This window comes from Duganella sp. GW821-FHT07F09, assembly GCF_059418705.1.
The window spans coordinates 18,552-32,107 of the sequence record NZ_JBWKQJ010000004.1; the positions used below are offsets into that span (position 1 = coordinate 18,552).

9 protein-coding genes are annotated in these 13,556 nt (G+C 66.2%); 6 read left to right on the forward strand and 3 right to left on the reverse strand.

The genetic code is table 11. The features are described 5' to 3' along the window. The first annotated feature begins 83 nt into the window (after positions 1-83). Entirely contained in the window at positions 84-1,010 is a 927-nt protein-coding gene (locus AC07P1_RS11660) for a choice-of-anchor A family protein (protein WP_494695973.1), read from the forward strand. 57 nt (positions 1,011-1,067) lie between these two features. On the opposite strand, the gene AC07P1_RS11665 is transcribed toward AC07P1_RS11660, so the two are convergent. From AC07P1_RS11665 to AC07P1_RS11675, 3 genes are all read right to left on the reverse strand, one after another. Continuing rightward, positions 1,068-4,226, reverse strand: a complete 3,159-nt coding sequence (locus tag AC07P1_RS11665; protein ID WP_494695974.1) for a hypothetical protein — start codon at positions 4,224-4,226, stop codon at positions 1,068-1,070. Positions 4,227-4,355: 129 nt separating this feature from the next. After that, positions 4,356-5,021, reverse strand: a complete 666-nt coding sequence (locus tag AC07P1_RS11670) for a TetR family transcriptional regulator C-terminal domain-containing protein (protein WP_494695975.1) — start codon at positions 5,019-5,021, stop codon at positions 4,356-4,358. After that, positions 5,003-6,481 carry an aminotransferase-like domain-containing protein gene (locus AC07P1_RS11675; protein WP_494695976.1) on the reverse strand — a complete coding sequence of 493 codons (1,479 nt, stop codon included), beginning with the start codon at positions 6,479-6,481 and terminating at the stop codon, positions 5,003-5,005. Before AC07P1_RS11675 ends, AC07P1_RS11670 begins: the two co-directional genes overlap by 19 nt. Positions 6,482-6,668: 187 nt before the next feature. On the opposite strand from AC07P1_RS11675, the gene aptA reads away from it, so the two are divergent. From aptA to preA, 5 genes are all read left to right on the forward strand, one after another. Beyond that, complete coding sequence (gene aptA, locus AC07P1_RS11680; RefSeq protein ID WP_494695977.1) at positions 6,669-7,985, forward strand: omega-aminotransferase AptA; 1,317 nt, start codon at positions 6,669-6,671, stop codon at positions 7,983-7,985. Positions 7,986-8,130: 145 nt separating this feature from the next. Further along, positions 8,131-9,246 (forward strand): alanine dehydrogenase, encoded by a 1,116-nt coding sequence (gene ald, locus AC07P1_RS11685; protein WP_494695978.1) that lies wholly within the window; start codon positions 8,131-8,133, stop codon positions 9,244-9,246. A 31-nt stretch (positions 9,247-9,277) separates the two neighbouring features. After that, on the forward strand, positions 9,278-10,780 hold the full coding sequence (locus AC07P1_RS11690) for a CoA-acylating methylmalonate-semialdehyde dehydrogenase (RefSeq protein ID WP_494695979.1): 1,503 nt from the start codon (positions 9,278-9,280) through the stop codon (positions 10,778-10,780). A 59-nt stretch (positions 10,781-10,839) separates the two neighbouring features. After that, the gene (locus tag AC07P1_RS11695; protein ID WP_494695980.1) at positions 10,840-12,225 is read left to right on the forward strand and encodes an NAD(P)-dependent oxidoreductase; all 1,386 of its coding nucleotides are present in this window, start codon (positions 10,840-10,842) and stop codon (positions 12,223-12,225) included. Continuing rightward, entirely contained in the window at positions 12,225-13,517 is a 1,293-nt protein-coding gene (gene preA, locus AC07P1_RS11700) for an NAD-dependent dihydropyrimidine dehydrogenase subunit PreA (protein ID WP_315211993.1), read from the forward strand. The genes AC07P1_RS11695 and preA overlap by 1 nt, the downstream gene beginning before the upstream one ends. Positions 13,518-13,556 lie beyond the last annotated feature (39 nt).

The window sequence follows — 13,556 nt, forward strand, 5'->3', positions numbered from 1 at the left end:
TTCCAGGAAGACAAGTTAAATTTTCCAAGTGGCAATTTAATGATATCCTTGAGGTAATATAAATTACTTTTGGGGAAATCCACATGACCTCTGTCTTAAAAACCGCCGCTGCCGCCGTGATGATCGCTGTGGCATCGATGGGTGGCGCGCACGCCGCAGTGCTCGACCTGACCCTGGGCAACGCCAATGTGTTCGCGTTCAACGATTTCAAGGCGCCGCAGGCCGACGTCGAGGGCGCCATCATGGCCGGCCGCGATGTCAGTTTGAGCAATTATTCGGTCAACGACAAGAACGTTGACGCGTATGGCGGCTATGCGCTGATCGTCGGCCGCAACTTCACGTTCACCAGCGGCGCCGTCACGAACGGCGACACCTACGTCGGCGGCACCAGCACGCTCAACCAGAGCGGCACCCTGGCCACGCCGGTCAAGGGCGGCGCCGCGCCGGTGAACATGACGGCGCTGGCGGCCAGCCTGACCAGGACCTCGCAAGCGCTGACGCAGGTCGCCACGACCGGCAGCGCTCAGCAGAAGTGGGGCGGGGTGTACATCTCGGGCACCAACAGCGCGGTGGAAGTGATCGACCTCGACGCCAGCTGGCTCAATTCGAGCAGCTACTACAACCTCAGCAACATGAAGGCCGGCGCCACCCTGATCGTCAACTTCAGCGGCAGCAGCGCGACCTTCTCGGGCGGCTACCAGGCGTTCGACGGCTACAACGTGCTGTTCAACTTTGCCGACGCCACCACGCTCAACATCGCCACCGGCTTCACCGCCAACGTGCTGGCGCCCAACGCCAGCGTGACCAACGGCAGCGGCGTCATCAACGGCAACGTGGTCGTCAACAACTGGAACTCGGGCGTGCAGATCAATGCCAACCACTATTTCGTGGCGACCGACATTCCGGGCCTGGCGAGCGCCGTGCCGGAGGCGGAAACCTACGCGATGATGCTGGCCGGCCTGGGGCTGGTCGGCGTTATCGCCCGTCGCCGCAAGGCGGCGCGGGGGTAAGCGCCGGCCGGTTCGCCGCGCAAGCCATCCACGGGGTGGCTTTTTTTTGGGCCGCGCTCAATGGTCGCCGCCGAAGACGGCGCCGGCGGCCCGCTCCGGATCGTCCAGCGCCTCCACTTCGGCGAACGCCAGCTCGGTCAGCATGCGCTCGCCCACGGCCCAGGTGCCGGCGCTCGCTTCCAGCAGCATCGAGGGTCCCGCGTTGTAGCCGTTGGTGTTGATCTCATAGCTGTAAAAGGCCGACGCCTTCCAGCTGTCCTGTTGTTGCAGCAGGCGCGTGATCTCGCCTTCCAGCTGCGCGCAGCGGCCGTCGTTGTCCGCGCCGTCGCCGAGGCCCGCCAGCCGCCGCATCGTCAACTCGCCGTGGTGCGCGGTGATCACTTCCGCGATCTCGGGACGCAGCTTGCTGCTGGCGCCAAAGGATTGGTTGCCGCGCGTGGCGCCGCCCCCGATCTGGTCGAGATACGCGTCCAGGCGGGCCTTGCCCAGCGGCCCGGTTTTGATATCGGCGCGCTTGCTCTCGGCGTAGGCGGCGAAGGAGGCCGGATCGACAAATTCGACCAGGCGCCGGATGAATTTGGGATTGAAGCCGTCGCGGTCCTCGACCATGCGCAGCGTGACGCTGCCGCCGGCCGGCGCCAGCGTCGCCGCCGCCCCCACCAGCGGCACGCCCGGCAAGCTGAGCGATTCCGGATGGCCGACGTGGCTGGAAAAATGGCCCATGCCGGCGGTGCCGCCGACCAGGGCCGCGCTGAGCGTGGTGCCCGACGAGCGCGCGCGCGAACGTTCGACGCCACGCAGCCAGCCGTTGGCGTCGACACGCTCGTTCTTGCCCGCCACCAGGCGGTCATGGCTGGCCGTCAGGGCCGGACCGAGGTGCAGGCTGGCGACCGACAGGCGCGCGGTCAGCGTGGCGTTGGCCGACAGCGTGTGGCTGCCGCGCCGCTGGTCGCGCCAGTCGACCGAGATGTCGGCGTCGCGGAAAAACCGGGTGCTGAAATGCTGCCAATGCGCTACGGCCCCGCCGTCGCCGGGTGCGGCCGCGCGCTCGAACAGGAAGTCGGTGACGGCCGCCGCCTGGCGCCGCCAGCTGTCGGTGGGCACGCCGGCGGCGTCGCGCTGCAGCTCGGAGCGGACGATGACGCCGCGCGACTCGCTGCGGTCGTGCGAATACGCGGCGCCGACGCCGGCGCCGGCGGCCAGGTGGGTGCCATGCACGCCGACCGCCGCGCCGGCGAACAGGCCCAGCGCCGCCCCGGTCGAGTGGCGCGTGTCGGTACCCATGTAGACCTCGCCCCCATAGGAAGACGAGCCGACTTCCACGAAGGCGTAGCGGCCGCGCTTGGCCTTGGCGCCGAAGCCGGGCGCCAGCCCGACCTCCACGCCTTTCGGGTTGAACGGGTGCTCGTTGAGCGTCATGTTGGCGTTCAAGCCGTACATGCCGCCATCGAAGTAGCGCACGTTGTTCCCCAGCGGCGTGTGGTCGATGACGTCGCGCAGGCGCTGGTGCAGGCCCGCGATGGCGCCGCCGTCATGCCGTGGCGCGGCGCGGACGGCGCGGCGCAGCATGACGGCGCGCCGGCGCCGCTCGCGCACGTCGGCCAGCACCGGGCCGGCCGCGCCCATGCGCGCCGCTTCGGCGGCCCAGCGTTCGAGCGTGCCGAGGTTGAGCACCTGGAGCTTGGCCAGCTCGCCCCGGTCCGGCCTCAGCGCCGGTTGCCGCGCGTCGTGCAAGGCGGCCATGGCGGCGGCCGCGCCGATGGACAGCCGGTCGGCGTCGCCCAGCGCGATCCGGTCCACCTGTTGGGACGCGCTGCCTTTCCAGTGGAGTAGCGCCTGTTCGCGCAAGCGCAAGGTGGCGCGCTGGGCTTGCGTGACGGGGCGGCCGAGCAGGGCGCGCTGATGGACCAGCAACTTGTCGATGGTGTCGTGCACCGCCTGACGGCATAGCGTGGCCTGCTGCGTCAGCAGCGGCAGCGTGGCGCCGCCGTCGCCTTGCGTCATGGCCGTCAACGGCGATTTGCGCAACCCGAACAGGCGGGCCGGATGCCAGGCCTGGCCCGGATGGGCGGCGCGCTGGCCGGCGCGCTTGGCCCAGGTGCCGAATTTGGCCAGACGCTCCCGCGTGTGCGCCAGCGGCGTGCCTTCGCCGTCGTGGCGAAAACCGCTGCGCCAGGCCACATAGTCGGCCACCTGGGCGGGGTCGCCGATGTCCGCCGCCGTGGCGTGGGGCGTGGCCCGCAGCTTGGCCGCGCACAGCAGCGCGCCGGTTGCCAGCGCGTCGCCGCTGCGCACCGGCCCAGGCCCTGTTCGCAGGCGGGCGGTCGTCAGGCGCCCGCGCGCGTGCAGCAATTGTGCCGAGGGCGTCGCCGTCCGGGCCTGCCCCTCCGCGCCGGCGGCCAGTTGGTGCGCGGCCTGCAGAAAGGTGCGCAAGCTTTCCTGCCACAGTTGGCGATCGTCCGGCGCGGCCGGGGCTCCCGCATCGCCGAGCAGGTGCAGCAGCGCGTCGAAACCGGTCGGTGTGTGGCTCAGCAGGCGGGCCGCGTGCCAGGCATGGCGCTGCGCCGGCGTGGCCGGAGCGGCCTGCCCGGCGCCGTCGTCCAGCGAGTAGCCATGGCGCAGGTGCTCGAGCGCGGCGTGCGCCTCGGCGGCGTTGGCGCCGGTGCCGGCCAGGGCCAGCGCGACGTGCCACGCGCCGGCGAGGTTTGATTTCGGCGCGCCATCTTCGCCCCCGGGCGCCGTGTCTAGCAACGCGCCGGAGAGGGCGGAGGTTGGCGCCGTGCCAGCGGTGGCCGCTCCGGGGAATAGCGCATCGACGGCGGTGGCGAACGCGCCCGCGTCGCAGAGCACGGAGGCGACATCGGCGGCCGGCGGTGTCGCCCGTGGGTATAGCTTTTGGGTCAGGCCGGCCGCCATCTCGTCGATGCGGCGCAGGGTGCGGGGGGCGCTGGCCGCCCTGTGGCCGGACCCGGAGCCCGGTTTCGGCGTCGCCGGCGGCTCGGCTTGGACCGGCATCGGCGCGATCTTGGTGCGCACATAGCCCGGCAGCGCCGTGACGCTGACGCCGGCGGGACGGACGAGCCGGCGCAGCCCGCGCAGCCGGCTGTCCGCGCCGGCACCCTTGGTGTTGCTGCTCTTGCTATGGGCCTGGGTGGGGGCGGCGTCCGGCGTCTCGCCGGCGTTGTCGGCGCGGTGGAATAATGTAGTCAGTCGCATGGAAAACCCTGTTGGCGCGCGCCGGGCGGAACGGCTAGGCGCTAAGGTGCCAACTATAAGGGCGCGGTCACGGGCGGCGGGCCGGCCGCGCGAAGCGATGTGGCGATGAACGAAGCGGCCGCGCCGCGCTCAGGGCGTGTCCGGTACGCGGATCGCCGCCAGCACCATGTCGACGATGACCGTCTCGGCGTCGTCGAAGTCTTTTTTTGTGAGCTGCTTGCGGTTCAACACCAGCGCCATTTGCGCCGAGAAGTCGGCGTAGGACTGCGTCATCGCCCAGATGGCGAACAGCAGGTGGGTGGCGTTGATCGGCGCGATCTTGCCGGCGCGGATCCATTTTTCAAACACCTCGATATCCTTGCGCAGCAGCGGCACCACGCGGCTCTGGATCTGCGCGCCGTACAGCTGCGCGCCGCTGATGACCTCCATCGCGTACACGCGCGAGGCCCACGGCTGCTCGCGCGAGAACTTCAGCTTGGCCTGCACGTAGGTGCGCAGCACTTCGCGCGGCTCCTGGTCCTCGGCGGCCAGGTTTTCCATGCGTTCGAGCCATTCGTCGAGCACCTCGTCGAGCACCCGCTGGTACAGCGACTGCTTGGTGGGGAAGTAGTACATCAGGTTCTGCTTCGACAGCCCGGCGTTTTCCGCCACCGTGGCGATCGACGTGCCTTCGTAGCCGCATTCGGCGAACACCCGCACCGCCTCGGCGGCGATTTCAGCTTCGAGCTTGTCGCGGTTCAGGACGCGCCGTTTGATCTTCGGCGGTGGCGCTGCGGTCAGTTTGGCTGTCGACATATGTGTCTCAGGAAGGTCAGTAATTGCGGGTGGTCGGTATAGGCCACGTTGAAGCGGAACCAGATCGTCTCCGGTTGGCGCAGCATGAAGAAATCGCACGGCGACAGCAGGATGCCGGCCTTGAGCGCCTGGTCGGCGATGACTTGGCCGTTCCAGTCTGCGCTCGGGGCCTGCTGCCAGCCGGCGCTGACGAACATGCCGCCGCGCGGCTTGGCCAAGGGCGTCATGCCGGCGCCGCGCAGGCTGTCGATGGTGCGCTCGCGGGCCGCCTCCAGCTGGGCGATCAATTTGTCGACCATGCGCTTGTAGGGCCGCGCGCTGATGGCGTGGTAGACGGCGCGCTCGTTGATTTCGGAGGTGGTCAACCCGGCCAGCATCTTGACCCGCACCAGCTCCGGCAGCAGCGAGGCCGAGGCGCAGATCGAGCCGACCCGCAGCACCGGCGACAAGGTCTTGGAGAAGCTGCCGACGCGGATCACGCGCCGCAGGCCGTCCATCGCCGCCAGTGAGGCTTCGCCGCGCGGCGCCAGCTCGCGGTAGATGTCGTCCTCCACCAGCCAGAAGTCGAATTGTTCCGCGAGGCCCAGCAGGCGGTGCGCCTGCGCCGCGCTGAGCGAGGTGCCGAGCGGGTTTTGCAGCACCGTGTTGACGAACATGAGTTTGGGCTGGGTGTGCGCCGCCTGCCTTGCCAGCGCCTCGAAGTCCAGCCCCTGGTCGCCGCGCGGGATGCCGACCGCCACGCAGCCGTGGTGGCGGATCAGCGACAGCAGGTTGCTGTAGCCCGGGTCCTCGACGAAGACGGTGTCGCCCGGCCGGGTGAGCGTGCGCAGGATCAGATCGAATGCGTGGGTGGCGCCGTGCGTGAGCAGGACCTGTTCCGGCTCGACAGGGAAAAGGTCCTCGGTCAGGCTGGCGGCAAGGTGCTGGCGCAGCGTCGGGAAGCCGAGCGGATGGCCGTAGCCGCGCAGCCGGTTGGCCGGGATGCGCATGGCGTGGCGCACGGCGTCGAGGATGGTGTCCTCGCCGTACCATTCTGGCGGCAGCCAGCCGGCGCCCACGGCCAGCGCGTCTGACATGCCGGAGTACAGGTGGGCGGTGAGGGCGTCGATGGCGGTCGGCGTGGCCTCGCCGGCCAGCGGCAGCAGCGCCGCCGGCAGGTCCTGGCGCGCCACGAAGTAGCCGGAGCCGCGCCGCGAGGACAGCAGCCCCAGGGTGACGAGGCGGTCGTAGGATTCCACAACTGTAAAGGTGCTGACGCCATTACACTTGGCGAATTGCCGCACGGACGGCATTTTGGTTCCGATGCGCAACTCCCGCGCGCCCACCATCGCGCTGATGGCTGAGACGATCTGGTCCACGAGGCTGCCTTTGCCGCTCCGCTCTATGGCGATGACGGGCCAGCCGGCCGCGCCGGGCGGCTCGGTGGCGGATTGATCGATCGCAGGATACGCTGGTTCCATCCTTGACTCCAAAGGCGGCATAAAGCAAAACTGTACTGTTTTTACTACCGGTACGGTTGGACCGTTTTGATATTTGTGTATCTGTGCCATAGTTGTAGCGCTGTCTATTATTGCATCATCATTTTGCCAACTGGTAAATTTTTTTACGGTTCGTCAAAAAATCCGCTTGGCGTCACAGGAGATATGCATGAACGAATCACGACCAGAATCGATGGCGTCCTTCTGGATGCCGTTCACGAACAACCGCGATTTCAAAGCCCATCCGCGCCTGCTGGTATCGGCCGAGGGCATGTACTACAAGGATGTCGACGGCAACAGCATCCTCGATGGCACGGCGGGCCTGTGGTGCGTCCCCTGCGGCCACGCGCAGCCGAAGATCGTCGCCGCCGTGCGCGAGATGGTCGGCCAGCTCGATTTCGCGCCGACCTTCCAGATGGGCCACCCGGCCGCCTTCGACCTGGCCGAAAAGCTGATGGACTACACCAACCACCGCTTCGGCCACGTCTTCTACACCAACTCCGGCTCCGAGGCGGTCGACACCGCGCTGAAGATGGCGCTGGCGTACCACAAGGCGCGCGGCGAGGCTTCGCGCACGCGCCTGATCGGGCGCGAACGCGGCTACCATGGCGTCGGCTTCGGCGGCATCTCGGTGGGCGGCATCGCGGGCAACCGCAAGCAGTACACCGTCATGCTGCCCGGCGTGGACCACCTGCCGCACACGCACAACCTGGAGAAGAACGCCTACACGCGCGGCGAGCCGGAATACGGCACCGAACTGGCCGATGAACTGGAGCGCATCGTCGCGCTGCACGACGCCTCGACCGTGGCCGCCGTCATCGTCGAACCGGTCGCCGGATCGACCGGCGTGCTGATACCGCCGAAGGGCTACCTGAAGCGCCTGCGCGAGCTGTGCACCAAGCACGGCATCCTGCTGATCTTCGACGAGGTGATCACCGGCTTCGGACGTTTGACGACGCCGTTCGCGTCCGATTACTTCGACGTCGAGCCGGACATGATGACCACCGCCAAAGGCCTGACCAACGGCGTCATTCCAATGGGCGCGGTGTTCAGCAAACAGCATATCCACGACGCCTTCATGGACGCGCCGGCGGGCATTGAGCTGTTCCACGGCTACACCTATTCGGGCCACCCGGTGGCTTGCGCCGCCTCGCTGGCGACCCTGGAGGTGTTCAAGGAGCAGAACATCCTGGAACACGCGGCCGGCATGGCCGAATATTGGGCCGACGCCGTGCACTCGCTCAAGGGACTGCCGCACGTGATCGACATCCGCACCATCGGCCTGATCGCCGGCATCGAGCTGGCGCCGATTCCCGGCAAGCCCGGGGTGCGCGCGTTCACCGCGTTCAAGCAGGCCTTCGCCGACGGCATCCTGATCCGCACGACGGGCGACACCATCGCCTTGTCGCCGCCGCTGGTGCTGGAGAAAAAACACATCGATGAATTGTTTGGGAAGCTGACCACGGTGCTGAAAAATCTGGAGTGAAACACGTAGGGCGGATTAGCGCAGCGTAATCCGCCATTGCGTGCGTTTCGACGGCTCACGCAATGGCGGATTACGGCGTTCCGCCTAATCCGCCCTACGTGTTTTCCGGTGTTTGCCGGTCCATATCCATAACGAGGAGACCATCATGCTGGTAGGCGTTCCAAAAGAAATCAAGAACCAGGAGTCCCGCGTTGGCCTTACCCCGGCCAGCGTGAAGGAACTCGTACTGCGCGGCCACCAAGTCCTTGTACAAAAGGACGCGGGCGCCGCCATCGGACTGACCGACGCGATGTATGAAGGCGCCGGCGCCGAAATCGTCGACAACGCGCCGGACATCTTCGCGCGCGCCGGCATGATCGTCAAAGTCAAGGAGCCGCAGCCGAACGAATGCGCGATGCTGCGCAAGGACCAGATCCTCTACACCTATCTGCACCTGGCCCCCGACGCCGAACAAACCAAGGCGCTGGTCGAATCGGGCGCGGTCTGCATCGCCTACGAAACCATCACCGGCGACAACGGCGGCCTGCCGCTGCTGGCGCCGATGAGCGAGGTGGCGGGGCGCATGTCGATCCAGGCCGGCGCCGCTCACCTGGAAAAATCCAAGGGCGGCATGGGCCTGTTGCTGGGCGGCGTGCCAGGCGTGGCGCCCGGCCACATCGCCATCATCGGCGCCGGGGTGGTCGGCACCAACGCCTTGCAGATGGCGGTCGGCATCGGCGCGCGCGTGACTGTGCTCGACAAGAACATCGACCGCCTGCGCCAGCTCGATCTGGTGTACGGCAACCGCATCTCGACGATGTTCTCCAGCGCCCATTCCATAGAACAGGCGGTGCTGGACGCGGACCTGGTCATCGGCGGCGTGCTGGTGCCCGGCGCGGCCGCGCCCAAGCTGGTCACGCGCAATATGATCTCGCGCATGAAGCCCGGCGCGGTGGTGGTGGATGTCGCCATCGACCAGGGCGGATGCTTCGAAACCTCGCGCGCCACCACACACCAGGATCCGACCTTCGTGGTCGACGACGTGGTGCACTACTGCGTGGCCAACATGCCCGGCGCGGTGGCCCGCACATCGACCTTCGCACTGAATAACGCAACCATCATCCACGCGCTGGCGCTGGCCGACAAAGGCTGGCAGAAGGCGCTGAAGGCCAATGTCCATCTGAAGAACGGCTTGAACGTATGCCAGGGCCACGTCACCTATGCAGCGGTGGCGCACGCCCTGGGCTATCCCTATGTAGACGCGGACGGCCTGCTGGGCTGACCATATGACGATATAACGAAAGAAGAACACCATGAGCAACCTTGACACCATCACCCACTTCATCAACGGCGCCAAAGTCGATACCCAAAGCGGCCGCTATGCGGACGTCTTCAATCCGGCGCTGGGCGAACCGGTGGCGCGCGTTGCGCTTGGCACTGTCGAAGAAGTCGACGTCGCCGTGCGCGCGGCGGAAGCGGCTTTCCCCGCCTGGTCGGCGACGCCACCGCTGACGCGCGCGCGTGTTTTGTTCAAGTATCTCCAGCTGTGCCAGCAGCACGTCGACGAGTTCGCGGCGATGCTGACGCGTGAACACGGCAAGACCTTCGCCGACGCGCAGGGCGAGGTCGCGCGCGGCATCGAGATGGTGGAATTCGCGGTCGGCATTCCGCAAATGCTGAAGGGCGAGTTCACCGATCAGATTTCGCGCGGTATCGACGCCTGGTCGATGCGCCAGGCGCTGGGTGTGGTGGCCGGCATCACGCCGTTCAACTTCCCTGTGATGGTGCCGATGTGGATGTTCCCGGTCGCCATCGCCTGCGGTAACACCTTTATCCTCAAGCCTTCCGAGCGCGATCCTTCGCCGTCGCTGCTGCACGCCAAGCTGCTGAAAGAGGCGGGCCTGCCGGACGGTGTGTTCAACGTCGTTCAGGGCGACAAGGTGACGGTCGATGCGCTGCTCGATCATCCGGTGGTGCAGGCGCTGAGCTTTGTCGGCTCCACGCCGATCGCCGAATACATCTACGCACGCGGCTGCGCGGCGGGCAAGCGTGTGCAGGCTTTGGGCGGCGCCAAGAACCATATGGTGGTGATGCCGGATGCCGATATGGAGATGACCGTTGATGCATTGATGGGCGCCGCATACGGTTCGGCCGGCGAGCGTTGCATGGCGATTTCGGTGGTCGTCGCCGTCGGCGACGCGGGCGATAAAATCATCGACGCACTGGCAAAGCGCACGGCCGCACTGAAAGTGCGCGACGGTATGGAGCACGACGCCGAAATGGGGCCTGTCGTTTCAAGCGCGGCCAAGCAGCGCATAGAGCGCTTGATCGGCGAGGGCGTGGAGCAGGGCGCCAAACTCGTGGTCGATGGACGCAACCACATCGTGCCGGGGCGCGAGAACGGCTTCTTCATCGGCGGTACTTTGTTCGACCACGTCACGCCCGATATGACGATCTACAAGGAGGAGATTTTCGGCCCCGTGCTGTGCATGCTGCGCTCTCCCGATGTGGGCAGCGCCGTGGAGCTGATCAACCGCAACGAGTACGGCAACGGCGTGGCGATCTACACGCGCGACGGCGGCGTGGCGCGCGAGTTCGTGCGCCAGATCCAGGTCGGAATGGTGGGCGTGAACGTGCCGCTGCCGGTGCCGATGGCGTTCAACAGTTTCGGCGGCTGGAAGCGCAGCCTGTTCGGCGATCATCACGCCTATGGTCCCGAAGGCGTGCGCTTTTACACGCGCCATAAAGCGGTCATGCAGCGCTGGCCGAACACCGCCAGCGCTGGCGCGGAATTTGCATTCCCTCAGATGAAGTAGTCGGACGAATTCGTCGTCCGGGGTGTTTGATACTACCGAGCCATTAGCCAGGAAAATGAATGATGATCGAATCCCTGAAATACATGCCGCATCCGAAGGAAGCCAATGCGGCGTTGGCGGAACACTTTACCGATCTCGCGCCGGCGCTCAACGCGCGCAAGGCCGCGATTGAAAGTTCGCGCTGCCTTTACTGTTACGACGCGCCATGCACGCGCATCTGCCCATCGGACATCGACGTCGCAAGTTTCATCCGCAATATCCACGACGGTAATGTCAACGGCGCGGCGGTAGGTATCCTCAAGCAGAACATTTTGGGCGGCAGTTGCGCGCGCGTTTGTCCGACCGAGATCCTGTGCGAGGACGCCTGCGTGCGCAATCACGATGCCGAGGGCCAGCCGGTGAAAATCGGCCTGCTGCAGCGCTACGCCATCGACAACATGTCGCTCGACGAGCATCCGTTCAAACGCTTTCCGTCGACCGGCAAGAAGATCGCCGTGGTCGGCGCCGGTCCGGCGGGCCTGTCGTGCGCGCACCGGCTGGCGATGCTGGGCAACGACGTGGTGATCTACGAGGCCCGCGAGAAATCGGGCGGCCTCAATGAATACGGCATCGCCAAGTACAAGCTGACCGATAACTTCGCGCAGAAGGAAGTGGACTTCCTGCTGGCGATAGGCGGCATCGAAATCCGGCACGGACAGACCCTGGGAGCCAACGTGCAGTTGAAGGATCTGCACGCGCAGTACGACGCGGTGTTCCTCGGCCTTGGCCTTGGCGCCAGCAAGCAGCTTGGATTGACCGGCGAGGATGCCCCCGGCCTGCTCGCGGCCGTCGACTACATCGCCGCGCTGCGCCAGGCGGACGATTTGAGCCAGCTGCCGTTGCCATCGCGCGCCATCGTCATCGGCGCCGGCAATACGGCCATCGACATGGCGGTGCAAATCCAGCGCCTCGGCGCGGAGGAGGTCACGCTGGTGTACCGGCGCGGCTTCGAGGCGATGAGCGCCACCGAACACGAACAGCACATCGCCAAGGAAAACCAGGTGCGCATGCGCACCTGGGCGCAACCGCAGCAGGTTCTGCTGGACGAGGCGGGCCGCGTGCGCGGCATGCGCTTCGAGAAAACCGCCATGGTCGACGGCCGCTTCGGCGGCACCGGTGAGACCTTCGAGATCGCGGCCGACGCGATCTTCAAGGCCATCGGCCAGAGCATGGACGAAACGAGCATCAGCGATCCACTGGCGAAGACGCTGAAACGCGACGGTGACAAAATCCATGTCGACGATCAGTTCCGCACCGTGCTGCCGGGTATCTACGCCGGTGGCGACTGTGTGGCGCCGGGCCAGGATCTGACCGTTCAGGCGGTCCAGCATGGCAAGCTGGCGGCGCACGCGATTCACGAAGATCTCAAATCAATGACCGAAGCATCGAAAGTGGAGGCTGCATAATGGCTGACCTGAGCATAGAATTCTGCGGCATCAAGTCGATCAATCCATTCTGGCTGGCCTCCGCGCCGCCGACCGACAAAGCCTACAACGTGGTGCGCGCCTTCGAGGCGGGATGGGGCGGCGTGGTGTGGAAGACGCTGGGTGAGGACCCTGCCGCCGTCAACGTCTCGTCGCGCTACTCGGCACACTACGGAAAGAACCGCGAGGTCCTCGGCTTCAACAACATCGAGTTGATCACCGACCGTTCGCTGGAGATCAACCTGCGCGAGATCACGCAGGTGAAAAAGGATTGGCCCGACCGCGTGATCATCGTCTCGCTGATGCTGCCGTGCGAGGAGAAGCTGTGGGCCGATATCCTGCCCTTGGTCGAGGCCACCGGCGCCGACGGCATCGAACTGAATTTCGGCTGCCCGCACGGCATGCCGGAGCGTGGCATGGGCGCGGCGGTGGGCCAGGTTCCCGAATATGTCGAGATGGTCACGCGCTGGTGCAAGACGCACAGCAAGCTGCCGGTGATCGTCAAGCTGACGCCCAACATCACCGACGTGCGCGCACCGGCACGCGCCGCCAAGGCGGGTGGCGCCGACGCCGTCTCGCTGATCAACACCATCAACTCGATCACGCACCTCGATCTGGACCAGATGGTGGCGTTCCCCATCGTCGGCGGCGCCAGCACGCACGGCGGCTACTGCGGCTCGGCCGTCAAACCGATCGCGCTGAACATGGTGGCCGAGATCGCGCGCGATCCCGCCACCAAGGGCTTGCCGATCTCCGGCATCGGCGGCATCGGCAACTGGCGCGACGCGGCGGAATTCATGGCGCTCGGTTCCGGTTGCGTGCAAGTCTGCACGGCCGCCATGCTGCACGGCTTCCGCATCGTCGAGGAGATGAAGGACGGCCTGTCGCGCTGGATGGACGAGAAGGGCTACACGAGCGTCAGCCAATTCGTCGGCAAGGCTGTGCCCAACACCACCGACTGGAAATACCTGAACATGAACTATCAGGTCATCGCGCAGATCAACCAGGACGACTGCATCAAGTGCGGCCGCTGCTACGTGGCGTGCGAGGATACGTCGCACCAGTCGATCGCGCAGCTGATCGATGCCGCCGGCGTGCGCACCTATGAGGTGATCAAGGAGGAATGCGTCGGCTGCAACCTGTGCGAGATCACCTGCCCGGTGCAGGGCTGCATCACGATGGTGCCGCAGGAGACCGGCAAGCCGTACATGAACTGGACGCAGGACCCGCGCAACCCGCGCGCGGAAAACGTGAAGGTGCCGGAGACTGTATAGGAACGGATCTTGCAACGGAAGATGCACGATTGTTTGATC